At 36.8% G+C, this 23,994-nt stretch carries 26 protein-coding genes; 11 read left to right on the top strand and 15 right to left on the bottom strand.

Annotated elements, in window-relative coordinates:
* The first annotated feature begins 65 nt into the window (after nucleotides 1-65).
* Nucleotides 66-623, top strand: coding sequence for a DUF3267 domain-containing protein (locus ACFFHF_RS07235; RefSeq protein WP_377057800.1), 558 nt, complete (start codon nucleotides 66-68; stop codon nucleotides 621-623).
* Nucleotides 624-726: 103 nt separating this feature from the next.
* Complete coding sequence (locus ACFFHF_RS07230) at nucleotides 727-906, top strand: hypothetical protein (protein ID WP_119707123.1); 180 nt, start codon at nucleotides 727-729, stop codon at nucleotides 904-906.
* A 58-nt stretch (nucleotides 907-964) separates the two neighbouring features.
* Here the strand turns inward: ACFFHF_RS07230 and ACFFHF_RS07225 are convergent, their stop codons facing one another.
* Nucleotides 965-1,048, bottom strand: a complete 84-nt coding sequence (locus ACFFHF_RS07225) for a YjcZ family sporulation protein (RefSeq protein WP_119707122.1) — start codon at nucleotides 1,046-1,048, stop codon at nucleotides 965-967.
* Between the two features lie 88 nt (nucleotides 1,049-1,136).
* On the bottom strand, nucleotides 1,137-1,211 hold the full coding sequence (locus ACFFHF_RS07220; RefSeq protein WP_160548211.1) for a YjcZ family sporulation protein: 75 nt from the start codon (nucleotides 1,209-1,211) through the stop codon (nucleotides 1,137-1,139).
* Nucleotides 1,212-1,464: 253 nt separating this feature from the next.
* Between ACFFHF_RS07220 and ACFFHF_RS07215 the strand changes: the two genes are divergently transcribed.
* On the top strand, nucleotides 1,465-2,334 hold the full coding sequence (locus ACFFHF_RS07215) for a peptidylprolyl isomerase (RefSeq protein WP_160548193.1): 870 nt from the start codon (nucleotides 1,465-1,467) through the stop codon (nucleotides 2,332-2,334).
* A gap of 48 nt (nucleotides 2,335-2,382) precedes the next feature.
* Here the strand turns inward: ACFFHF_RS07215 and ACFFHF_RS07210 are convergent, their stop codons facing one another.
* From ACFFHF_RS07210 to ACFFHF_RS07185, 6 genes are all read right to left on the bottom strand, one after another.
* Entirely contained in the window at nucleotides 2,383-2,553 is a 171-nt protein-coding gene (locus ACFFHF_RS07210) for a sporulation YhaL family protein (protein ID WP_160548192.1), read from the bottom strand.
* Between the two features lie 99 nt (nucleotides 2,554-2,652).
* Entirely contained in the window at nucleotides 2,653-3,597 is a 945-nt protein-coding gene (gene yhaM, locus ACFFHF_RS07205) for a 3'-5' exoribonuclease YhaM (protein WP_160548191.1), read from the bottom strand.
* A gap of 110 nt (nucleotides 3,598-3,707) precedes the next feature.
* The gene (locus tag ACFFHF_RS07200) at nucleotides 3,708-6,692 is read right to left on the bottom strand and encodes an AAA family ATPase (RefSeq protein ID WP_160548190.1); all 2,985 of its coding nucleotides are present in this window, start codon (nucleotides 6,690-6,692) and stop codon (nucleotides 3,708-3,710) included.
* Nucleotides 6,693-6,704: 12 nt separating this feature from the next.
* Nucleotides 6,705-7,925 carry a metallophosphoesterase family protein gene (locus ACFFHF_RS07195; protein ID WP_377057799.1) on the bottom strand — a complete coding sequence of 407 codons (1,221 nt, stop codon included), beginning with the start codon at nucleotides 7,923-7,925 and terminating at the stop codon, nucleotides 6,705-6,707.
* A 109-nt stretch (nucleotides 7,926-8,034) separates the two neighbouring features.
* Nucleotides 8,035-9,288 (bottom strand): ABC transporter permease, encoded by a 1,254-nt coding sequence (locus ACFFHF_RS07190; protein ID WP_160548188.1) that lies wholly within the window; start codon nucleotides 9,286-9,288, stop codon nucleotides 8,035-8,037.
* Nucleotides 9,281-10,180 (bottom strand): ATP-binding cassette domain-containing protein, encoded by a 900-nt coding sequence (locus ACFFHF_RS07185; protein ID WP_160548187.1) that lies wholly within the window; start codon nucleotides 10,178-10,180, stop codon nucleotides 9,281-9,283. Before ACFFHF_RS07185 ends, ACFFHF_RS07190 begins: the two co-directional genes overlap by 8 nt.
* A gap of 135 nt (nucleotides 10,181-10,315) precedes the next feature.
* On the opposite strand from ACFFHF_RS07185, the gene ACFFHF_RS07180 reads away from it, so the two are divergent.
* On the top strand, nucleotides 10,316-10,501 hold the full coding sequence (locus ACFFHF_RS07180) for a YhzD family protein (RefSeq protein ID WP_160548186.1): 186 nt from the start codon (nucleotides 10,316-10,318) through the stop codon (nucleotides 10,499-10,501).
* 35 nt (nucleotides 10,502-10,536) lie between these two features.
* Here ACFFHF_RS07180 and ACFFHF_RS07175 read toward each other — a convergent pair whose 3' ends face one another.
* Nucleotides 10,537-11,325, bottom strand: a complete 789-nt coding sequence (locus ACFFHF_RS07175) for an enoyl-CoA hydratase (protein ID WP_160548185.1) — start codon at nucleotides 11,323-11,325, stop codon at nucleotides 10,537-10,539.
* A gap of 119 nt (nucleotides 11,326-11,444) precedes the next feature.
* On the opposite strand from ACFFHF_RS07175, the gene ACFFHF_RS07170 reads away from it, so the two are divergent.
* On the top strand, nucleotides 11,445-11,936 hold the full coding sequence (locus ACFFHF_RS07170) for a GNAT family N-acetyltransferase (RefSeq protein ID WP_340902778.1): 492 nt from the start codon (nucleotides 11,445-11,447) through the stop codon (nucleotides 11,934-11,936).
* A 32-nt stretch (nucleotides 11,937-11,968) separates the two neighbouring features.
* On the opposite strand, the gene ACFFHF_RS07165 is transcribed toward ACFFHF_RS07170, so the two are convergent.
* The 4 genes from ACFFHF_RS07165 to ACFFHF_RS07150 all read right to left on the bottom strand — a co-directional run bounded on the left by ACFFHF_RS07165 (nucleotide 11,969) and on the right by ACFFHF_RS07150 (nucleotide 16,144).
* The gene (locus ACFFHF_RS07165) at nucleotides 11,969-13,489 is read right to left on the bottom strand and encodes a coproporphyrinogen III oxidase (protein WP_377057797.1); all 1,521 of its coding nucleotides are present in this window, start codon (nucleotides 13,487-13,489) and stop codon (nucleotides 11,969-11,971) included.
* Nucleotides 13,490-13,577: 88 nt separating this feature from the next.
* Entirely contained in the window at nucleotides 13,578-14,444 is an 867-nt protein-coding gene (locus tag ACFFHF_RS07160; protein ID WP_160548183.1) for a Cof-type HAD-IIB family hydrolase, read from the bottom strand.
* 138 nt (nucleotides 14,445-14,582) lie between these two features.
* Nucleotides 14,583-14,936, bottom strand: coding sequence for a YlbF/YmcA family competence regulator (locus tag ACFFHF_RS07155; protein WP_160548182.1), 354 nt, complete (start codon nucleotides 14,934-14,936; stop codon nucleotides 14,583-14,585).
* 68 nt (nucleotides 14,937-15,004) lie between these two features.
* Complete coding sequence (locus ACFFHF_RS07150; protein WP_377057796.1) at nucleotides 15,005-16,144, bottom strand: DUF445 domain-containing protein; 1,140 nt, start codon at nucleotides 16,142-16,144, stop codon at nucleotides 15,005-15,007.
* A 105-nt stretch (nucleotides 16,145-16,249) separates the two neighbouring features.
* Here ACFFHF_RS07150 and ACFFHF_RS07145 point away from each other — a divergent pair, with 105 nt between their 5' ends.
* From ACFFHF_RS07145 to ACFFHF_RS07130, 4 genes are read left to right on the top strand one after another with little or no spacing between them, the layout of a single operon-like run.
* Nucleotides 16,250-17,674 (top strand): YheC/YheD family endospore coat-associated protein, encoded by a 1,425-nt coding sequence (locus ACFFHF_RS07145; protein ID WP_160548181.1) that lies wholly within the window; start codon nucleotides 16,250-16,252, stop codon nucleotides 17,672-17,674.
* Nucleotides 17,634-18,725 (top strand): YheC/YheD family protein, encoded by a 1,092-nt coding sequence (locus ACFFHF_RS07140; RefSeq protein ID WP_160548180.1) that lies wholly within the window; start codon nucleotides 17,634-17,636, stop codon nucleotides 18,723-18,725. Before ACFFHF_RS07145 ends, ACFFHF_RS07140 begins: the two co-directional genes overlap by 41 nt.
* Nucleotides 18,703-20,073 (top strand): YheC/YheD family endospore coat-associated protein, encoded by a 1,371-nt coding sequence (locus ACFFHF_RS07135; protein WP_160548179.1) that lies wholly within the window; start codon nucleotides 18,703-18,705, stop codon nucleotides 20,071-20,073. The genes ACFFHF_RS07140 and ACFFHF_RS07135 overlap by 23 nt, the downstream gene beginning before the upstream one ends.
* Complete coding sequence (locus ACFFHF_RS07130) at nucleotides 20,070-21,116, top strand: YheC/YheD family protein (RefSeq protein ID WP_160548178.1); 1,047 nt, start codon at nucleotides 20,070-20,072, stop codon at nucleotides 21,114-21,116. Before ACFFHF_RS07135 ends, ACFFHF_RS07130 begins: the two co-directional genes overlap by 4 nt.
* 37 nt (nucleotides 21,117-21,153) lie before the next feature.
* Here the strand turns inward: ACFFHF_RS07130 and ACFFHF_RS07125 are convergent, their stop codons facing one another.
* Nucleotides 21,154-21,414 carry a metal-sensitive transcriptional regulator gene (locus ACFFHF_RS07125; RefSeq protein ID WP_119707106.1) on the bottom strand — a complete coding sequence of 87 codons (261 nt, stop codon included), beginning with the start codon at nucleotides 21,412-21,414 and terminating at the stop codon, nucleotides 21,154-21,156.
* A gap of 147 nt (nucleotides 21,415-21,561) precedes the next feature.
* Here ACFFHF_RS07125 and ACFFHF_RS07120 point away from each other — a divergent pair, with 147 nt between their 5' ends.
* Entirely contained in the window at nucleotides 21,562-22,464 is a 903-nt protein-coding gene (locus ACFFHF_RS07120) for a PucR family transcriptional regulator (RefSeq protein ID WP_160548177.1), read from the top strand.
* 117 nt (nucleotides 22,465-22,581) lie between these two features.
* Complete coding sequence (locus ACFFHF_RS07115) at nucleotides 22,582-23,679, top strand: oligosaccharide ABC transporter ATP-binding protein MsmX (protein WP_377057795.1); 1,098 nt, start codon at nucleotides 22,582-22,584, stop codon at nucleotides 23,677-23,679.
* Between the two features lie 44 nt (nucleotides 23,680-23,723).
* Here the strand turns inward: ACFFHF_RS07115 and ACFFHF_RS07110 are convergent, their stop codons facing one another.
* A complete protein-coding gene (locus ACFFHF_RS07110; protein WP_160548175.1) occupies nucleotides 23,724-23,966 on the bottom strand; it encodes a hypothetical protein in 243 nt (80 codons plus the stop codon).
* Nucleotides 23,967-23,994 lie beyond the last annotated feature (28 nt).

The raw sequence follows: 23,994 nt of genomic DNA, 5'->3' as shown, positions 1-23,994 counted from the left end.
TCTAAAGTAAGTGGAACATATGAAGCTTACAAAATACTTATATCTCCATTTGGAGGCTGATTCGCTTGAATTGCTGGAAAACAATAAACTTTACAAGACAATATGGATCGCAGCGTCTTTTTATACTGTCTGCCTTAACTATGTTATTTACTTTTATTCTACTTTATATTCCGGCAACATACTTATTTGTTGCAACAGCCTTTTATGACAATCATTTTATTTATTTTATTTTAGCATTAATTTTATTGTATCCGGCTCATAAACTTCTACATTTTTTACCAATTGCTCCTATGAATGAGAAGATCAGAAAAATTGTAGATATTAAATTGGGTTTTATTCCAACAATCAAAATTCAAATTACAGAACCAATTAAAAAGTATCAGTTCTTAATCGCTCTACTATCGCCATTTGTCATTATCAATTCGGTATTATTAGCAGCTTGCTTCGTATTTCCGCATTACGCACACTATTTTACGATTTTACTAGCTTACCATATTGGATTGTGTGTTTCTGATCTTATTTGCGGTAAAGATGTACTTAGCGCTCCTAAGAATGCATTTATTGAAGAAAATGAAGATGGTTATGAAATACTAATTATCAATAAGGAAGGGACATCTTACTGATGTCCTCTTTCTTTAATCACTGCTAAAATCAATTTTTCTTTTAACTTAAAAATTGATTATGATACAATACAAGAAAACACCTTCCCATAGGAGGGATTTAACGATGATTTTTCTTTTTATAGTACTTGCCGTTTTTATTTTATTCCAAATTAACAAACTTACAAACTCTCTCTGCTTACAGAAAGAGATTCCAGAAGAACGACAGCCACAAATTTTTAGGACGATTAATATATTAATAACAATCCTTCTGATATCTTCCTATGTAGAAATCCTATTTACATAGAACAATAAGGAGCGGTGGACATTCATCCACCGCTCTTTTTTCTTATTCATTTATTCGCTTATAGCCAAGCAGCACCAACGATGATTAAAAGGATGAACAATACTACAATTAGCGCGAAGCCTCCACCATATGAGTGACCCATTCTAACACCTCCTCTCAAGGAAAGTTAATATATCCTATTCAAGTAGAGCTACATCCGTTAAAAGGATTCATTATATTTCATATGGAGCTTAACAATAAGCTGCCCCCACAATAATCAACAAGATGAATAAAACAACAAGTAGCGCAAAGCCATTGTGTCCCATCTTTAAAACCTCCCTTTCTCTCTAATTTTTATCGTGGCATTCCAATCATTTTGAAGGATGCCTGATTTCTTGGGTGAACTATTTGCTAGTTCCCTTTATATTATGTAACCCATTCCATAATGGGATGGGCCATTTACTTATTTTTGAAGATTTACCATTGTGGAACAGATATTTTTTTTGCTCTTCCCATCAGGTATGGTATAGTAATGTTTGTGACCGAATGATACGAAATAATTTTGTAGGAGTGTTCAAGATGAAAAAATGGATGTTATCCCTATCAGTCATTGCTGGCATCATTACTTTAACTGCCTGTAATAATGCCAATGATTCTGCAACAGTTGTAGAAACGTCTGCAGGGGATATTACGAAGGACGAGCTTTACGAGGCAATGAAAGAAAAATACGGAGAAGCTACTTTACGTGAGCTTGTTTATGAAAAAGTTCTTTCTGACAACTATGAAGTAAGCGATGAAGAGTTAGATGAAAAAATTGCAGAATTAAAAGAGCAACTAGGGGACAATTTTGAAGTTGCTTTATCTCAATATGGATACGATAGCGAAGATGACCTTCGTGAAACGTTCAGAATCGGTATGCTACAAGAAAAAGCTGCAGTGAAAGATATTGAGGCTACAGAAGAAGAAATGAAGGAATACTACGAAAACTTTAAGCCACAAATTAAAGCTCGTCACATTTTAGTTGAAGATGAGGCAAAAGCAAAAGAAGTAAAAGCTAAGCTTGATGCTGGAGAGAAATTTGAAGATGTAGCAAAAGAATTCTCTACAGATACAGCATCTGCAGCAAACGGTGGAGACCTTGGCTGGTTTGGAGCTGGACAAATGGTTGCTGAGTTTGAAGAAGCTGCCTATGCACTTGAAGTCAACAAAATCAGTGATCCTGTAAAAACAGAACATGGGTACCACATTATCCAGGTAACTGAAAAGAAAGAAAAAGAATCATATGAAGATATGAAGGCTGAAATTGAACACCAAGTAAAAGTGTCCAAGCTAGACGAAGCATCGATTACTGAAGCCATGGAACGTGAGCTTAAAGATGCTGATGTAAAAATCAAAGATGAGGATTTAGAAAAAGCATTGGACAGTGAGGAAACAACAACGCAAGGCTAATAGCAGCCTCTGTATGTAAAAAAGGTTCCAGAGTATCTGGAACCTTTTTTATTGAGCAGAACGACCTTCTCTGGCCCTCTCAACCCTCATCATATAAATTTCTCCTTCTCTTTCAATACTTTGCATTTCTTCCTCCCTCTCTTTCCTTCCTGTACGAAGTGCCATCATGGCACTAATAAAAATACCAGCAACAACAAAATAGACCCAAATTGGTATCATAGAACATCCTCCTTTTTCATTAATGGTTGTCCAAGTCTTTATAAACCATATGAGATAAAAAACAAAAAAATGCCCATTTAGAGCATTTTTCGTAAGGTATTATTTATGAAAGCTTGGTTTATAAAATGACCTTTGCTCTAGAGGGAAAATTCTTTCAGTAAACTCACCTGGTTTCACTCTCTCCAATGCTCGGTCTAGCATATTCATTTTTGCATCTAAATTGTCAATATAATGAAGAATTTCTGCTTCTTTAATTAATGGTGGTTTTGGGCTTCCCCACTCAGCCTTTCCATGGTGACTCAATACAAGATGCTGAAGGATAACGACTTCTTCACCAGAAATATGAAGCTCATCTGCCGCTTTACCAATTTCGTTCACCATGATAGATATATGACCTAAAAGATTTCCTTCGACGGTATATGAGGTCGAAATCGGTCCAGATAGTTCCGTTACTTTCCCTAGATCATGAAGAATGATTCCAGCATATAGTAAATCTTTATCCAAGCTAGGGTATAGCTCAGCTATTGCCTTAGCTAAGTCAAGCATACTAACCACATGGTAAGCTAGTCCTGAAACAAACTCATGATGGTTCTTTGTTGCAGCTGGATACTCTAAAAACTCATTTAAATGTTTCTTTAATAAATGTCTTGTAATTCTTTGGATATTAGGGTTTTTCATTTCAAATATATATTGTGTAATTTTACTAGACATTTCATCCTTACTAACAGGAGCTGTTTCAAGGAAGTCAGCTAACTTCACAGAATCTGTAGGAGCTGCAGGTCGGATTTGTCTTAGCTTTAATTGGTTACGCCCACGATAATTCTGGATTTCCCCAACGATTCTCACGATTTTTTGTGCTGCATATATTTTTTCATCTTCATCAGATGCATCCCATAGTTTCGCTTCAATCTCACCACTTTGATCTTGGAAAATGATCGTTAAAAAGGGCTTACCATTACTTGCGATCCCTTTTACCGAATTTTTTATAAGTAGAAACTGTTCAACAGCTTCTCCTACTTCATAATCAAGGATACCTTTTGACATCAAATACGCCCCTTTCTATGATTCTAGTATAGCATATTTAATCATCATAACAGTCAATATTCATAGACTTGATTATGGTAATTCTTTCGTCATAATAAGAAATCCCGTCCTCACTTCAACTGAGGAACGGGCATTTCTTCAAGACGGATGATATGGCTACCTTGTAAATCCTTCAGTAAATGACGGTGGCAAGTGAAGAACAAAACTTGATTATTCGTTATTTTCTTTAATAATTCAAGAACACGACTCGTTCGAACGTGATCAAAGTTTACAAAGCTATCGTCAATCATAATTGGGAAGGGTCTTTTTTTATAAATAGTGGTTACAAGAGCAAGTCTGATCGCAACATACACCTGCTCCATGGTCGCTTGACTTAGTTCATTAGCTTCGAATACAGAATAATCTTTTCGATGAATATAAAACCCACTTTCATTCTCTTTTGGAACGATGCGCTGATAGTTGCCTTCCGTTAAAAATGATAAGTATTCCTCGGCTTTTCCTAAAACCGCTGGCAGCTTTTCTTCATTAAATACCTTCATGGTTTTGTTCAAAAGCTCTTTAGCTAGAGCCACGCGTGCCCAGTCCTTTGCTTCATCCTCTAACTCCGCTTTCAATTGCGTATACTTATGAAGGAGTTCTGAATATTTACCTCCTTCTTCTAGAATTGAAATTTGGTGTTTTGTTTCAGATAGAGTTTTTAGAGCTTCCTCACGTCTTTTATGATTCTGTTCAATGTCCGTATTCTTTTCTATTATGGCTTGTTTGATATCAGTAATCTTTATTAATTTTCCGATTACTTCCTTTGTTAATGATGAAAAAGCGATTTGCTTTTGAAGTTCTTCTATTTTATTTCTATCCTCCGTTTGTTTGTCCATTTCAAGCCCTGCACTACGGTACTCTTCTTCATTGATTACATCAGCTAAAACAAACAGTTCATTCATTTCATTACGGAACTGATTCAGCTCACTTATAACCTTCTCAAGCTCCTCCTTACTTTCGTCGAGTTTTTCGTTTTTTCCACTGAATATTATATACTTTTGCTGTTCTTCTCTTAATCGATTTCTTAGTTCCAACGCTAGTTGTGGCAATGGAAACTGTTTCTCAAAAAATAATCTACCAAGCTCTTCGATACGATTTGATATCCTTTGAATGACGTCTATTTTTTTATCTATTTGTAATTGAAGGGCGTGTTGTTCATGAATCGTCTGTTTGATACGTTCTAAAAGGTCAAATGCCTCTCCTAAATAAGACTTTGTAACTTCTTCTGATAAGCAAAGTTTTTGGGCGATTGATTTTAGCTCCGATTCGATTTCTGCAGACTCAATTTCCCATTTTTCAAATTCTAAGATTATTCGTTCATAATGGGTATTTTGTTGCTCCCATTTAACGTTAAGGATCTTTAACTCTTCCGCTTTTTGTTTCTCCATTTCTAACCGGCGGCTATTTTCGTGAAATTGATCAGAATTCAATGCTTGTATTTGTACATCTAGTTCTTTTTCTTCTTTTAATAAATCTTCTAGCTGCGTTCGGATATTTTTCTTTGTTTTCCTCGTTTTCGTGGAAAGTGAAGAAAACAATACAATTAGAAACAGACTGATACTAATAAAAATGAATAAAGGTTCTGATCTCATAAGACCAAATACACCAAGGAATATACTTATGATTGTAAATGCGAGTAATTGAAAGAAGCGATTCCTCGATTCCTTGTTTGCCTCCTCTTCAAATCCCATTAACATATTGAGTGTTTGTTTCACTTGTAATTGATCACTTTTTAAGCTAGCTGGGCTCGAAAGCTTTACCTTTTCCTCAAGCTCGAGATATTCATTCTCCGAAAGCAACTCATTCTTATAAAAGGCAATCCTATTCTCAAGTAACTCTAAGTCCAACTTTTCTTGCTCAAATAACGCATCAAGTTCTTCTTTCTTTTCATTGAGCTTCCATTGTTTTTTCTGTGCGATCTTCACACGTTCCTTCATAAACATGCTCGTATCAATATTTAAGAGCGCATCATCGGGTAGAGGAATATGTAATTTGCTCACGCACTCTCTTTTTTGTCTCTGTAGATGTTCCAGTTGAATGCGCAAACTCTTTTCTTCCTCACTGAGTGTTTCAAGTAAAGGAAGTTTGTCTAATGCTTCTTGAATGTCTATTTCCTTATCTAGAAGAGCAAGATTGGGTTGAGAATTTCTAATCTCCTCACTAAGCACTAGTATTTTCCTATCTAATCTTTCTTTTTGCGCTTCTAATGGCTTCATCCATTGAATGATTTGATCTAATCTTTTTATCCCCTCAACAGGAAACTTAATAGGAGGTTTTCCCTCTATTTTCTCTTTTACATATTCCAGCTCTTTTACAACTGGTTCAAGCTTTTTCCATTCTTGTAGCTGGTGTAGCTCTTGCATTAAAACTTCTTCGCTATTAGCTAGTTGGGAGATTTCCTCCACTAGCTCATTGCGTTGCCGTACCAACTGCCAATAGCCTTCATTTTTATTTTCCGAACTCTTAAGCTGATGATAAACTTCTTTCAGCTCTTTTAATTTCTCATTAATTACAGGTTTTTTTCCACTTGGTTTAAACCTTTCATCCATTTCTTTCTGGAGGGTCGAATTTATCGAAACCAGCCGGTCAGTACCAACAGCACCCGTAGAAAATAAAAATCTTCCCAAATCCTCTTTTTTCAGTTGATGGATATTTTGTAACCCCTGTAAATTAAAAGAAAAGATCGATTGGTAAAGAGATTTATCCATACGGGATAGTAACTCTTTAAGGAGATCCTCTCCTCCCCTTGTTCCATCCTCTAAAGTAACGATCACATCACCTGTGGCTTTGCCTTTTATTCGTTCGATAACGATGTGACCTTTATCGTTTATTTCGAAAAGGAGCTTCCCACCATACCTTATTCCTGACTTCGGCTCATACCTCTGCTCAGCCTGAACTTTTGTTGGAAAACCAAACAACATACTATGAATAAAGGACATGATCGTTGATTTGCCTGCTTCGTTTTCTCCATAGAAAACGGTAAAGGAATGTAGATTAGAAATCGTAACATTTTCTATTTTTCCATAACCATAAATTTGTAACTCTTTAATTATCATATCTTTCACCTCCTATTCCTTTAACAATTGATCCACTAGAAAACTCTCCGCATATCGTATCATTTCTTTTTTTTCCTCTTCAGTTAATGGGTTTAGAAATTTCCTTGCTTGCGGATGGTGAAATAGTATGTCTAAACTATGTCCGAGTTCCCCTAGCTCCCCTGATAGCCGAAATAACTCACCATAGAAATCCGTTTGATTTGCCAATGTCTCCTTATCCCAAATGCACTGTTCCTCAGCTGTAACAGCATATGTCCAAACAAAGGAAGCTTCTTCTTTTTCATCTTCTTGAAGAGCTTCCAATAAATCATTTAAAATGTCTCTTTCACTAGGATTATTTTCCTTTCTTAGCTTGGTTAGATGAAGTTTAAGCAAAATGCCTACCTTACTTTCTCTCTCAGCATCAATCAAGCTTTTACAGGTTAAGTAAAGCTGTTCAAACCCATTTACTTCACTTACATTGATCTCCTTTTCTGTCCACAAACAGTCTGAGGTAGGAAAAAACTCAAAACTCTTTTTCCCTTCCTCTAACACAATCAAATAGCCTCCTTTTAGCCCTGTTTCCTTCCTATTACGCCCTTGCGTATTGCCTGGATAAATGACCGGAGGATCTTGTGACAGGATCATGCGTTTATGAATATGTCCAAGAGCCCAATAATCAAAATCCTTGTCTAATAATTCCTTTATCGAAAAAGGGGCATAATTTCCATGTTCATGGTTTCCTTCGATGTTTCCATGTAGTATCCCAATATGAAAATCCGCTTCGCCCTCTTTTCGGTAATCAACTATTTTTCTTTCGAAAACATGCCGGCTAGGGTAACTAAAACCGTATAAGTGAATATGGCTTCCATTGGCCGTTGTATATATCTTTCTTTCTACATCGGTGGAAAAAATATGTACATTCTCAGGCATATCAAGATGAGCCCAACTCCCATCAAGGTGATCATGGTTTCCATGAATAGCAAAGACAGGTATTCCATGCATTTGAAGCCGCTTCATTTCATTACGAAGTCTTGTTTGGGCTTTAATACTTCTATCCTCACTATCAAATAGGTCACCAGCTAAAATAACAAAATCGACCTTTTCCTCAATCGCCTTATTAACAATCCTTTCAAGCGCGACAAACGTACTTTCCTTTAGTCGTGAGAAAATGGATGCTGGCAAAGACTTCAGACCCACCATCGGACTATCTAAATGCAAATCAGCAGCATGAATAAAGGTTACTCGCTTCATAATCGGTTCCTCATTTGGTTTTCTATTTTTCTATATTTTAGCATCTTAAAAATACGAATGCACGTTCTTATACTAAATAAAAAAAACAAGCTTCAAAATCGAAGCTTGCTTATTCATTCTTTGTAAGTTGAAGGGCTTTTTTAATATCTTTAAAAGAAGTTGATCGTCCATACATTAGTACGCCACCTCTATATACTCTTGCTCCGAAGATCGCTAGAAGAATAATAGTGATAATAAGAATCGCAATCGCTAGTATTGGCTCCCAAATGGGTAACGATAACATACCAACTCTCATGAACATTAGCATGGGAGCAAAGAACGGTATATATGAAGAGATCGTGATGAAAGGTGTTTCTGGTTGGCCTAATCCAAACATAGCGATCATAAAACCAGCAACAACCAACATTGTCATGGGTGTAATCATCTGCTGAAGGTCTTCTATTCTACTAACAAGTGACCCAAGAAAGGCAGCAAGAGTGGAATAAAGAAAGTATCCTAAAATAAAGAATACCACAGCATATATAAGGGTAGCTAAGGGTAAATCTCCAAAACCAAGATAGCTAAAAAATCCCCCTTGCATCGTATCGAGATTCTGCTTCATGGAAACATAACCTACACCTAGTAAAACAGCCATTTGTGTAATACTTACCAAACCTATACCAAGAATCTTTGCAAACATCTGCTTAATGGGAGATACACTCGAAATAAGAATTTCCATTACACGAGAAGATTTTTCCGTCGCAACTTCCATTGCAATCATGTTAGCGTATAGAATCACTGAGAAATAGATGACAAATAAAAGTACATAAACAAGGCCTCTTGCTTGGTTCAGTTCTTCCTCTGTTTTTGCGTTTTCTTCTAGTGCTAGTTGCTCAAAGTCAACAGGCTCATACAGTTTTGCAAGCTCCTCAGTGGAGAGTTCCATCTGTGTGGCAGCTAACTGTGTTTTCAATTGCTGGAGGCTATTTTTCACCTCATTTGCAATGGTTGTATCAGCAATGGTCATTGCATGATAAGTTGCTTCAGGTAAGTTCACATTGTTTAATCGTACAAGAAGTAGTCCATCATATTCCCCTTCTCGAATTGCTTCCTTTGCCGCATCCTCGTCCCCAGTAAATTGGGTTAGTTTAATATCTTCATTGACTGCTTCGACTTGCTGCTTTAATGGAGAAAAAATTGCTTCACTCTCATCAATGACTGCAATTTCCTCTCCGGATTCTCCTTTATTAAAATAGTCCATCACGTTTGAGAGATTCGTAAGTCCTACAATTAACAATAAAGTTACAGCAGTTGTAATGATAAATGATTTTGATTTCACTTTACTCATGTAAGTATGAGCCAGGATGATCCAAAACTTACTCATATGAGGCACCTACCTTCTCGATAAAAATATCATTTAAGCTTGGCTCCTCTAGGGCAAACTTTCGTATAAACCCATAAGGTACAATTTCCTTAAGTAGGTTCTCCGCTACTTCTTCACCCGTTATTTGAAGATGAATTCCTTCTGCGGTCTTTTTGTGCTTAATTACTCCAGGATATTCTTTTAAAAAGTCTAGTGAGAAATCAGCATGAATCACGACATTTTTCTTACCAAAACTTTTCTTTATATCCCTAAGAGAGCCATGTACAACAGGGCTTCCTTTATGCATGATACATAAATGTTCACACATCTCTTCTACATGCTCCATACGGTGACTTGAAAAGACAATCGTTGATCCGTTTTTCTTTAAGTCCAGTACAGCCTCTTTTAACAACTCGACATTTACAGGATCAAGTCCACTAAAAGGTTCATCCAGAATTAGCAGTTCTGGTTTATGTAGAACGGCTGCGATAAACTGAATTTTTTGCTGATTTCCCTTAGAAAGCTCTTCAACCTTTTTGTTTGCATACTCAGGAACTTTAAATCGTTCGAGCCATTTGTCTAATTCCGTTTGTGCTTCTCCCTTCTCCATTCCTCTTAACCTTGCCAAGTACACAATTTGTTCTTTTACCTTTAATTTAGGGTACAGTCCACGTTCTTCTGGTAAGTAGCCAATATATCTGCTCGTTGAATAATTAATGGGGTTACCATTCCAAGTGATTCGACCATCACTACTATCCATTAAGCCTAGAATCATCCGAAAAGTTGTTGTTTTCCCTGCTCCATTTGCCCCAAGAAAACCAAACATCTCTCTTTCCGGTATGGTTAATGATAGGTCGTTCACTGCCGTAAACGTTCCAAAACGCTTCGTTATGTTTTCGATTTTTAAAACCATGTCCTTCCCTCCTCTTCCATAAGGTAGTACGTTCGAGAATATAAAAAGTTACATATTTTTGTAATTTCTATTTTGCAAGAACCTCCTCACCTATGTGAAAATAAAACTAGGAAGTTATTACGATGGGGAAAAAGGATGAAGATCTACAAATTAACTTGTTTTGAAGCTACTGGGGAAAAAATTATAGACGAAGCAATCGAGGCGAAGAATGATATCGAGGCAAAGAATAAGACCGAGGTTCTCTTAAAGGAAAAGAAGCTATACAATAAAACACACCGTCTCGTAACCCCTGATGGTAATCTAATCCTATTTAAAGCATAAGAAACTCAGCCAGTAAATATTGGCTGAGTTTTCCTTTACTTCCCTTTAAACTGAGGTTTTCGCTTTTCTATAAAGGCACGGATTCCCTCTTGGTGATCCTCTGTTTGTCTCATTTTATGTTGTCCATATTTTTCAAGCTCAAGAATTTTTAATAATTGTGGCCGGTTCTTTTCAACCAATATTTTCTTAGTTTTTATCATAGCTTGAAGTGGTTTCTTTAAATACTCCTCCAGCTTATCGTTTAATGCTTCCAAATAATTAGGCGCTACCTCATGAATGAGGCCTTTTTGAAATGCCTCATGTGCAGTCATTATTTTCCCTTCCCAAATGAGCTGTTTGGCTTGATCCTCACCTAACTTTTTCTCAAGGAAGAAGTGAGCTCCACCATCAGGGACGAGACCAATTCCGATAAAATTCATAGCAAGCTTGCTTTTTTCATCAGCTAGAATATAGTCTGTCGCTAAAGCTATACTTAGTCCGAGACCAGCCGCAGAACCTGATACAGCACTAATTGTTAGCTTAGGTAAAGAATAAAGAGTCATAACCAATTCATTAATGTTGTCCATCACATTAAAGAAATCGCTTTCATTCGTTTCCTGTAGCATCATTTTTATATCGCCTCCTGATGAAAAGGCACGTTCGTTTCCAGTTATAACCACAACATCAATATCATCTGTAATACTTATTTCCTTTAATTTTGTTGTCAATCCCTTGATTAGTTCAACATTTAGTGAATTTAAGCTTTCTGGTCGATTCAATTGTATCGTTGCGACTCGTCCATTCACATGTACTAACAGTGTATTAGATTCAGTATTCGTTTTCATCCTTCTCCCCTCCAAATGACTTCTCTTCTATTATTATATCGGTATTCCATTTGATAAAAAACTAATTATTTTAAATTATTACAAAAATAGGTATAGTTAAAAGGAAAGGAGTGTTCTTTTTGAAATCAACCTACTCATATAATCAATTTTTTATTACAACGAACAAAGATCTTTTAAATCTTGATGTCATTGAACGATTTATCTGCCACGATTCCTATTGGGGACAGGGGATGAATCGCGATTTAATAGTAAAATCAATAGAGAACTCTAATTTATGTTTCGGCCTGTTTGATGGTAATCCACAAGAAAACTCTACAGCCAAGCAAATTGGCTTTGCTCGCGTAATAACTGATTTTGTTAGATTTGCTTATTTAGCAGATGTGTTTGTAATAAAAGAGTACCGTGGTCAAGGTTTAAGTAAATGGTTAATTGAGACGATTGTTAGTGAGCCAAGATTAAAGGGGGCTGCCTTTCATTTAACGACGAAGGATGCACACAGCCTCTATGAAAAATTCGGATTCCGGCCAATCGATCAACCAGAAAACCGAATGCTGCGGCCATTAAATATGGAACAAATATACGAGGCATACAAAAACACCACGGATAACTAAATATCCGTGGCTACTACAATTACCCTATTGACTTACTTTATAGAAGAGCCTGGGCTTGTGAATAAGTTTGTGAGAATTTCAAGTTTATCATTTGTATATTTCTCGTATGAGTCGTTGTATGTTTTTGGGTCTTTAGGATTAGAAAATTGTGTTATTTTCCCCGTTGATGGGTCAATAAATTTACTCGCAGCGCCACAGCCTAAACCAATGATCGTCTGCTGTTCTTCCATAATCATAATATTATAAATGCTCTCTTGATTAGGAAGCGCGTATCCTACATTCTCCAGATTTCCTAGAATATTCTTTTGGCGATACAAATAATAAGGGGCATATTTATGTTCCTTCGTCCAGTTTTCGGCAAGCCTCATCATGTCTTCAATTTCACTACGCCCTGCAACCTTGTACTTTTCTTTGTTCTTTGTCATCTCGGAAGCACGTTTAAAGGAAAGAGTATGAACAGTTAAGGATTCTGGCATGAGCTTTTCAGTCTCTTGTAGTGTATAAGAAAACTCCTCCACCCCTTCTCCAGGCAAACCAATAATTAAGTCCATATTAATATTATTCATGTCCATATTTCGTGCAAGCTTAAATTTTTCAATCGTTTCCTCTACCGTGTGATGACGGCCAATCGCTTTTAATGTTTCCTGAATATACGATTGTGGATTAATACTAATTCGATCAATATTCCACTTTTTTAATACCTCTAGCTTTTCTGGCGTGATGGTATCAGGTCGCCCTGCTTCTACCGTTACTTCACGAATGTTTATCACATCAGGAAATGACTCGTACATTTCTTCATAGAGCATATCCATTTCTTCAGCAGTAATACTCGTAGGAGTACCGCCTCCATAATAGACCGTAGTTATTTTAACGTTATTTTCCTTCAACCATTGTCCAATCTTCTTCATTTCAAAATGCAGGCCACCTAAAAATGAATTGACGGATCCTTGTCTACCATTAATCGCATAGGCAGGAAATGTACAATACGCACATTTGGTAGGGCAAAACGGAATGCCAATATAAATGCTCACTTCGTTTTGCAGTTGATACAAGTCCGGAACAACGGATAATTGACGATCAATGATGTTCTGCATTAATTGAATCTTTTCATCAGAAATCATATACTCCGTTTGAAGCTTTTGGTGTGCTTCCTCTTTCGGCATTCCTTCGTGCAACATCTTGTGGAGAAGTTTCGTTGGCCTTATTCCTGTTAATATCCCCCACTTCTGTGTCATTCCTGTATAAGTTTGTAGAACAGATAAATATACATAAGAAATCGCATGTTTAATCATTCGATCTTTTTCTTTTTGAGAAAGTTCATTTGGGAGAACTTTTTCATAATTTGCATGTAGTAGCTCGGAACCAGGTATTTCAGCTTGTACATGAATCCAATCCGATACTCGTAAATCAAAATTTACCGTTAACTCTGCTTGGTCCGAATGGTTTTCCATGAATACTTTCGTTTCTTCAAAAAATAAGTTCGCAATATTTGTTAGTGGGCGGTGGAATTTCTCCTCCACTAATCCTTGTATATTAATCTGCAAAAAAATCACCTTTTAGTTAAATTTATATCATTGCTTTAAAAGTGTACAAAAATGAAAGGTATGGGTCAACTTTCAATCGTTGATCCATACCTTCCAATTACTTGATAATATTCATTTTCTTTAAGAACTCAATCGGCTGTTGCTTCCGGAAGTGTTCCTTTACTACATATCCGACTCCATTTTCATTATTTGATCGTGTCACCCAATCGGCTGCCTTTTTTACCTCAACGGGTGCATTCCCCATGGCAACACCTAACCCAACCTTTTCAATCATATCTATATCATCCAATGCATCAGCAATTACAACCATTTCTGAACGCTTCACACCGAGTCTTTCTCCTAAGTATAAAAGACCTGTTAACTTGGATGCACCCTTTGGTACAATTTCTAACCGAAGATCATCCAGTTGCAATGTATCCACTTCATCATACATCGTGTAGATTGCTTTCTTTGCATCCTGAAGGTCTTCTTTTCTCTCAAAATATATTTCAATTTTTGGTGGACTACATGGTTCATCTGAAATGGCATCACTTAGTGAATCAACATACTGTTGTGAGTAAAAGACCGGATCCCCTGAAGAAAACACTGTTTTTGCTAGTAAATTATTACTAACTCTTGAGCGATTGGCCAGTGAATACCGATCATCTACTAATCGAATTTGACAGTGAAAGGCTTCTAATAATCGAACCAACTCGAAGGTGACATCCTCCGAAATTCTTCTTACTAATACCGGTTGATCCATCGAGCTTGCAATATAAGCTCCACGGTGTGTGACTAAATAAGAATCGAGCTTTAATGCCTTTGCCACTTTCTTTGCTGATGGAAAGCTTCTAGATGATACTAACGTAACATAAATTCCCTTTCCCTGGACATATTCAACGGCTTCCTTGGTTGACCTTTGGATTCGCCCGTTTGATTGAAGAAGCGTTCCGTCTATATTTATAGCAAGCAGACGATAAATCATAGTTAGTGCCCCCCACCTTCATCATTTCCCTTTATATCACATGTATGAAAACAGTGAGGCAAATAGAACAATTGAGAAGCAGAGTTTGCTGTTGAAAAGAAAAAACACTTTATCAAAATAGATAAAGTGTTTTAGATGTTATTGTCCCATAGCTCCATAGAGTTCTTCTAGTGGCTTCATAATTATTTGGTTTAATTCACCAATAATCATACTCATTCTTTGTTCAGCTTCCATTAGCTGAGCAATTTTTTCGTGTTGTTGAACAAGTGCTACTGTCTTTTGCGCCTGCTCTACTTCCTCTTGAGTAATTTCTTGGCCCATCATTTGCTTTTGTTGTAATTCAAGCTGTAAGTTACGGAAATTCTCAAACATTTGTTTAGCGGATGGATCCGCATTTACTTCATCATAAATTCTTCTTAAACTCGCATATTCATTACTTGAGCGAATCGCCTTTTCTAATTCATAAGCTGCATCATGTAAATTAACCGCCATATTTATACACTCCTTATCAAGAAATCCTTCCAACTATACCAAACAATTCAATAAAAAGCGAATAATCCCTATCCAATGAAAATAACAACAATACCTTGGAAAAGGCCGATCACTCCTCCTAACAATGCTCCTAAGTACGTGATCATCTTTAATTCACTTCTAGAAATGGATAATACCATCTCCTCAAGGCGTTCTACTGAAAACGTTTCGACTTGCTCTCTCACAATTTCTGCTAAGTGTAATCGTTCAAGAATTGTCTCCATACGGCCAGTAGTCCAGTCGAAGACTAAACGTAAGCCGGCAGGAACAAAGTCGTTAATAATGCTCTCACGATTATTTTCAAGTAGTTCTGAAATAGGTTTTTGAAAAAATTGATCCATCTTCACAAGTTTTATAACTGTTTGATTAATCAGTTGTAATAATTGCTCTTTTCCTAATTGATCCTCAAATTCTTCCGTTTTCTTATTTAATAGTTTTTCCCATTCCTTTAAAAGGAGTGTCGTTATCAGGTCCTTTGTACCCTCATTTTCAAGAAACTTTAAAATCTCTGGACGGATCTTTTCTGTGAGATTTACATTTCCTAAGAACATCTGTAGCATATTCCCTAACATCCCACTTCGTTCACGGACAAAGTCATTGATCATTCTTTCCACTCTAAGCTGACCTTCGGCACTATTAAAGTAATCCTTCCCCTTTATTAAAATATATTCGCTAATTACAGGGATCTTTTCACTTAATTTTTCTTGAAGTTCCTTTGGAAGCACGTCCTTTATTGGTTTCTCCCTAAAGCGTGGCATCATTTCCTCGTATTTACTTTGAATAAATAGGGACAGTTTTTCGGTTGCACTTGTTTCTATATGCTTAAAGCCTAGCCGGTCGAAGACTTGTGCCAAAGTAAGTTCACTTCTTAACAGTTGATCAAGCTCCGTTTGAGCAACGGTTATCATATCCTTTTGGAATTGCTCATTTAAAAATTTCTTTTGGATACTTTCAGGAGTTAGCAGGTGATCAACCACCATTTTCCCCATTTGTTCAGCTAATTCATCTCTTCGCTTTGGAATTAATCCAGGAGTAAACGGCACTCTCCATTTCCCTATATAAAGTGCTCGATACGGGCGGAACAGCATTTTAATGGCAAGCGAGTTAGTAAACCCTCCAATCACTGCTCCAATGACAACCATAAAGACTATGGTTATTGCTATATTCATACAGCATCTACCTTCCATAAAAATTTTCACAAATGGTTTTGTTTTTTCATACGATACCGTATCAGCTTTTGCCCATATATAGGGGCAATAGAAAGAGGTATCGTGATGGCTACTTCTTACTTACCTATTACGGTGATTCCTACCGAAACGTTTCAAACAAAAGCAAATTGTATCCAGATAAGCCGAGCAATAGCAAGTTATTTTCACATTTTAGCACGTCCTACCATATTTCTAAAGATTGGTAGGGTCTGTATAGAAGTTAATGTGGAAATAAGTGATATACCAAAAAACGAAGTACACTTACCTTCATTCCTATTCTCACAATTTAAAATACCTAATAAAGCAACAAAGTATTTAGCAAAATTTATTGATGAATTCAACACCTTAATAGTTGGTCCTATTGTAGCCCTTATAACAGACAGCACGGAAACGAATTATGAGCCTAATTTCCGGTCTGTTCATACATTTTGTGAGGAACTTCATTACCATACACAGCAAACAGGTGGACTTTTTTACGTATTTGAAAGTGATGATTTTTCAATAGATGAAATTAGTGGCTATTACTATAATGACGGGTGGAAAAAACATACATTCCCACCCCCTGATGTAGTTTATAACCGCATTCACTCAAGAAAAAAAGAACGTAGTGACCACTTTAATAAAATTAAAAACGAAATGACAAGATTGAATATTCCATTCTTTAATGACCGTTTCTTATCTAAATGGGATGTTCATGAACTGTTAATTCAAGAAGACCATTTGCAACCACATCTCCCAGAAACTTTACTGTTTACGGAAACCCATTTTCTTGAATTATTAAATAAACATTCTAGCCTATTTATTAAACCTATTCATGGTAGTCAAGGGAGAAAAATCCTACATTTATATAAAGAAAGTCACTCATTTATCGTAAAGGTTTCCACTGGAACACAAAGCGATGATTTCATGTCCTTTTCTAATGTTGAGCGTTTTTTCAAATGGTTTTCACGCTTCCGAAAAAATACAACCTATATTATTCAGCAGGGCATCCCCTTGCTTTTATATAAAAATCGCCACATCGATTTTAGAGTATTATGTCACAAAAATCTTCATAATGCATGGAAAGTCACCTCTGTAGTAGCCAGAATTTCAGGTGAAAAGCAATTTGTAGCAAATATCGCTAGAGGTGGCGAAACCTATAAACCAGTTAAAGCATTAACAGAGCTCTTCGAAAAAAATGTGGCGATCCAGCAACTCGTGGATATGAAAGAGTTAGCCAGAGAAATTGCAACTGTTATTAGTAATAAAACAGATGGTATTACCGGTGAACTGGGTTTAGATATAGGCATTGATCAGGATGGTAAGCTTTGGCTGATTGAGGTTAACTCAAAGCCCTCGAAAAACTTCGAAGAGCAGGACGTTAAAATCCGACCTTCCACAAGAGCAATAATGGAATTATGTACAACACTGGCTTTCGAGTACAAAAGCAAGGAATTGGAGGAGAACATACATGCTGACCTTTGGATTCATGACATTAAACCTGAGGAATGAAAATTCTTATTTTAGTGGAATTGCCCAGGCTGCCAGCAACTTTGGAATCAGTTGCTTTAGATTTGTCCCATCGAATATTATCCCAACTTCAGAACTTATCGTTGGAGAGAAATATAATCCGAGCGAGTCCCGCTGGATAAAAGCGGAATTCCCACTTCCTGATGTTTTGTACGACCGATGCTTTTATGGTGATGATACACATTCTCAAAGTTGCCTTTCCATTGTACGCTGGTTAAAAAAACGAAAGGATGTAACCTTTTTAGGATATGGTCTTCCAAACAAAATGGAACTTTATGATGTCTTGAATCATTCTAAGCTTCATCCTTATCTTCTTCACTCAGCACTAGTCGCTCATGCTGATCAAGTGATACACTCGCTTTCCCATATCAATCCAGCCATTATTAAGCCCATCAATGGTTCACAAGGAAAGGGCATATATTTTATTAAAAAAGAAAAAGAACAATATATTGTTGAAACCGATAAGAAAGGGAAACATGTGAACCGAGTCTTTGAATCAAAAGAACTTTTTTCAGCTTGGCTTCAATCTCTTTTAAAAAAGAAAACATTCCTTATTCAACCTTATAAACATTTAACCAATAAAGATGGGCACCCCTTTGACCTTCGAATCTTGCTACAAAAGAATCAACACGGGAAGTGGATGGTTCGTGGCAAAGGTATTCGTGAGGGTTCTATTGGCTCTATTGTCTCAAATGTTAGTGCTGGGGGGAAAATTCTTACCTTCGAGGACTGGTCAAAAGAAAATACTCCATCTTCTTTTCTTTTAAAAGAAATTCAATATATCTTGTCCCTTCTTCCAACTGTTTTAGAAGGTACCTTCCGTCCTTTATTTGAAATCGGGGTAGACATCGGAATTGCGAAGGATGGATCACTGTGGATACTAGATGTAAATTCAAAGCCAGGAAGAAAAGTCGTTGTTTCTACCACACCTGAAGTAAAAGCCTTGTTAGATTTAGCTCCAATCCTTTATGCAAAACATCTGATGGAGCAAAAAAGGAGTTTGATGAATCATGAAAAAACAATATCGAATTGACATTAGCGACCATCTTGAAAAAGGCACCATATACTTTCCGGCTGAGCTATCTAAACATCATGCTCCAACTCGTGTCTCTTTCGGAACATTTGCGACTCAAGCAAAATGCTATCCACATCCCGATGGAAAAAACACTCTTGTTCTTAGTCCTGACATTGCAGAAACTATTAAAGTCCCGTCTTTAGACATTCCGTTTCATCTGTTCATTGCAGATAAGACCATTCATATTGGTCCTCTTATTGGTGTTTTCACCTCTGGTTTTACTCCATTTGCTATGCGGCCGATTGGGGAAAGATCCATCTTTTTTTCGAAGTTATTATCTGTCAAAAAGTTTGTTGGAGCCCTCCCATTTGTTTTTGGCGAACAACATATCAATTGGGAAGAAGGAACGATAGAGGGACTTATCTATCATAAGAACGGTTGGCAATCTATCATTTTACCGTTCCCAAATGTCATTTATGATCGACTCCCAAACCGCCGAAGTGAAAAAAAGGCGGCGTTGCGAAAAGTGAAAGATCGCTTGCAATCCGAGTATCTTATTCCTTGGTATAATCCAGGCTTTTTTAATAAGTTAGATGTATTTGAAAGGCTTGAATCGGTTGGTGCCGTTTCCTCTCTACTACCAGAAACACATCCTTTTACTTCTTTTTCAATGATTGAAAGAATGCTATCTTTATATGGTCATGTGTATGTAAAACCAATGAATGGAAGCCTGGGTCTTGGAATTTATCAAGTCCTTTATGATCGAGACCAGAACCATTATTATTGTCGGTTCCGAGATACTGATGGAATCAACCGTCTTAGAAAGTTTGAAACATTAGAATCTTTAATGAAGCATACCTTTCCGAATAACAAGCTCAATCACCTTATTGTCCAACAAGGGATACATCTTCTACGCCATGAGCGCTGTCCAGTCGATTTCCGAGTTCACACCAATAAAGATGAAAATGGACGTTGGAAAGTTAGCGCCGTTGCAGCAAAAGTAGCTGGACCTGGAAGTGTGACAACACATGTAAAAAGTGGTGGTTGTATAAAAACGATAGAAGAAGTGATTGAAAATAAAGAGGAACAAAAGAAGCTACTGCAAAAGTTATCTGAAGCTAGTCTTCTACTTAGTCATGTGTTAGAAAATCATATGGAAGGCATTGTTGGAGAAATTGGGTTTGATTTAGGAGTCGACCGAGAAGGAAAGGTTTGGCTTTTTGAGGCAAACTCAAAACCAGGTCGTTCGATTTTCAAGCATCCTGATATGAAGGAATTTGACCTATTAACTCGTAAACTTTCTCTTGCATTTGGTGTCTTTTTATCAGAGCAAGCGATTAAGAAACCAGGAGAGGTTTTTAAATGACTTCCCTCATTCTTGGGAATCCTTTTATCGGTATCTTAACCAGTAAAAAAGGTGAAAAGAACCTAGCTGGAAATATTCCGTTATTCCGATCTATTCAACAAGAGTTATTGAAGACAGGTGGAATATCTATTGTATTCTCTCCTGAGGATATTTTAAGTCATGGAATAAAAGCAGCAAAATATGAACCTAGCAATAATACATGGGAGACTGTAATAGCTCCCTTTCCACACCTAGTATACAACCGGGTTCCGTTTCGAAAACATGAAAACACCACCATCTTTAAAGAAACTGTAGCTCTATTTAAAGAACAATCCATTCCCTTTTTTAACCCAGGTTTTTTAAACAAATACGATTGTTATTTGCAGTTCAAGGAGCATATGGATTTAAAGCAATATTTCTTGCCAACAATAAAAGTCGACGACAAAACAGCACTAGAAAAATTTCTTTTAGCTCATCGTTCTATCTATATAAAACAAGCCAATTCTTCCATGGGGAGAGGCATTCATATGATTAAACGGCGAAGAGATGGGAAAGTTCTGCTCATAGATCAAAGTCGGCAGACTATATATCATGACTTTCATCACTATTGGGAACAATGGTCTACTAAATTTCTCAAAATATTATATATTGCACAGCAAGCAGCAAGTCCTCAACTATATCAAGGGAAACGGTATGATTTTAGAATATTGGCTGTTTTCCAAGGCGAGAAGCATATCCCTGTAGGAGTAGGTGTTAGACAATCAGGTCATCAACAAGTAACTACACATATTCCTAATGGAGGGAAGCTCCTTCCTTACTCACTATTTCAAACAAAGGAACATGACCTGTTAATCGAAAAAATCGTAGAGCTTTGCGGGAGAGAATTAAATAGGAAATACGGATTCTTTGCTGAATTCTCCATCGATCTAGGGTTAACTTCAGATGGAAGGTTTGTTATTTATGAAATTAATTCAAAGCCAATGAGCTTTGACGAAAAAACTATTGAAGAAAAACGGGTGAAAATGCTTTGCGAGCTTTTCCGTTCCTCTATAGAAAAGAAGTAAAAGACACACTATTCACACAGCGTGTCTTTTTACTTGTCTATCGACTTTTTACTATCATATTTACAGCCTCTTGAATCGCATCCTCGGCGTTTTTCCCCTCGTCATTTGCTTCACGAATACATGCCTCTAAATTTTTTGCTACAATATATCCCATTGCTCGGTCAACAGCCGATCGCACAGCTGATAGCTGAGTTACCACATCTTTGCAATGTTTTTCCTCTTCCATCATACGTATTACTCCACGAACCTGACCCTCAAGCCGTTTTAACCGATTTTTCATTTCTTGTGAGTATTCCAATTTATTCACCTCTCAACTATCGATACGGTATCCCCTATTGAACCGATTATATCGTATTCTTTTCTTAAATAGAAATTATAAGACAAATTATTGATAAGAGACGTTACCTGTTATAATGAAGATATACAAACATTTGGGAGCAACCATATGCTAAAAAAAGTTCACCAATTATACAAAGACAGTAAATTTTTAAATCAACAGCCTACACTTGAAGAGACAAAAGAGTATGACTGGTTTTATGAAGAAAACGAAGAGGGCTGGCTTGGTATTAAAAAAGACAGTTTAGAACCAAAAGAAAAACAGTTACTAGATGCCCTTTTCCACTCTTTTGAACCACCTGTTATAGAGTTTCAATCTCAGGGATGGTACAATTTTTTATTTTCGGATGATAAAGTCCCTTTACAAAAACAAGAACGTCGAGTTCGAATCATTCACCTTCATTGTTCAGGAGAGGACTGGGAGCAAAAAGATTTAGAACTCGCCTTAAAAGGCTTTTTATCTGAAGACATTATTATTTTTTGGGAAAGTCCAAATCACGCTGTGCTCATTGAACACGAATCTCACAGCTTTTTAATGGCAGAAAATTTCTTAGAAATCTCTGAGACATTTGAAAACGATCTTTACCTACGTGTCAGTTTTTTTATCGGAAAGTTCCATTCTGCCACAGAGGAATTAAAGGAATTATTCCATCAAGATCATCAATTTTTCAAACAAGCTTTAGAATGGAAGCTCAAAGAAAGAGTATTTACATTTGAGAACCTATTCCCATCGTTGCTCTCGCACAGTCTCACCACTGAGCTTTTAAAAGCTATAGAAGTCCAACTTCTTCAACCTTTAATGGATGATCCAGAAACGCTCGCAACCATTCAAGTATATTTAGAAAATAATTTAAACGCGAGTGTTACAGCAAAGAAGTTATACATTCACCGAAACACCTTACAATACCGCGTAGACAAGTTTACAGAAAAAGCTGGCGTAAATTTAAAAGATTATCCTAGTGCCATAACCCTTTATATTGCTTGTCTACTACAATCACAAAAGCAAAAATAGCACATTGCCCAATTTCCTTCTCCCTATTTTTGTGCACTATTCACATGGTACAAGATCCTACCCATCATGTAATCTATACATAAGAAAACGATTACAGAACATTGGGAGGAATTAATTATGGCTGAGTTAGTATTAGATCATATTTACAAAATTTACGACAATAAAGTAACTGCTGTTGAAGACTTTAACCTTCATATTCAAGATAAAGAGTTTATCGTATTCGTTGGACCATCTGGTTGCGGAAAATCAACAACTTTACGTATGATTGCTGGTCTTGAGGAAATCTCTAAAGGTGATTTTTCTATTGATGGTAAACGTGTAAATGATGTTGCACCAAAAGATCGTGATATTGCCATGGTATTCCAAAACTATGCTCTTTACCCACATATGAGTGTTTATGACAATATGGCTTTTGGATTAAAGCTTCGTAAATTTCCTAAGGATGAAATTGATCGCCGTGTTCAAGAAGCTGCAAAAATCCTTGGTCTAGAACCTTATCTTGATCGTAAGCCAAAAGCACTTTCTGGTGGTCAACGTCAGCGTGTGGCGTTAGGTCGTGCGATTGTGCGTGATGCAAAAGTATTCTTAATGGATGAGCCATTATCAAACCTTGATGCTAAACTTCGTGTTCAGATGCGTGCTGAAATTGCAAAGCTTCATCAACGTCTACAAACAACAACTATTTACGTAACACATGACCAAACAGAAGCAATGACAATGGCTACTCGTCTTGTTGTTATGAAGGATGGAGTTATCCAGCAAGTTGGAGCACCAAAAGAAGTATACGAAAAGCCTGAAAATGTATTCGTTGGTGGATTTATTGGATCACCAGTAATGAACTTCCTAACAGGAAAAATCGAGGAAGGTAAATTTGTAGCAGGCAAAACTGCTATCGCTATCCCAGAAGGAAAAATGAAAGTATTACGTGAGCAAGGGTATGTTGGTAAAGAAATTATTCTCGGTATCCGTCCTGAAGATATTCATGATGAGCCTGTTTTCATCGAGGCTTCTCAAGGTACAAAAATCCATGTTAAAATCGATGTATCAGAATTAACTGGTGCTGAAACCATGCTTTATTCAAGCATTGAGGGTCAGGATTTTGTAGCGAGAGTAGACTCTCGTTCAGATATTAAACCTGGTCAATCAATCGATTTAGCATTTGATTTGAACAAAGCTCACTTCTTCGATGTAACTACAGAATCAAGAATCCGTTAATCACCTAGGATGCAGCACGAACGCGCTGCATCCTTTTTTCTATTCTATTCTTGGATGAATTGTACGACATCACTATAACAAGTAGGACACTTATAAAGGTGTGGACAGAGTCCCTTAGCATAATCCTCGGGATATCCATCTTCAAGCTTCATTAAGTCAATTGGCATATAGGCACTATAATCATCAAAAAAATCCATTAGCCTTCCTGCTTCCTCTAATTCACTTCCGCATGTACTGCAAGTAAAATATTTTTCTTCAAGCCCGTTACAAACTGGACATATTCCCATTTCTCTTCCCTACTTTGTTTTTTTATTA

Origin of the sequence: Robertmurraya beringensis, from assembly GCF_042433785.1 — a bacterium.
Taxonomy (GTDB): domain Bacteria; phylum Bacillota; class Bacilli; order Bacillales; family Cytobacillaceae; genus Robertmurraya_A; species Robertmurraya_A beringensis.
Note: the sequence above shows the minus strand (reverse complement) of the source record. Positions and strands in the feature narration are given on the sequence as shown.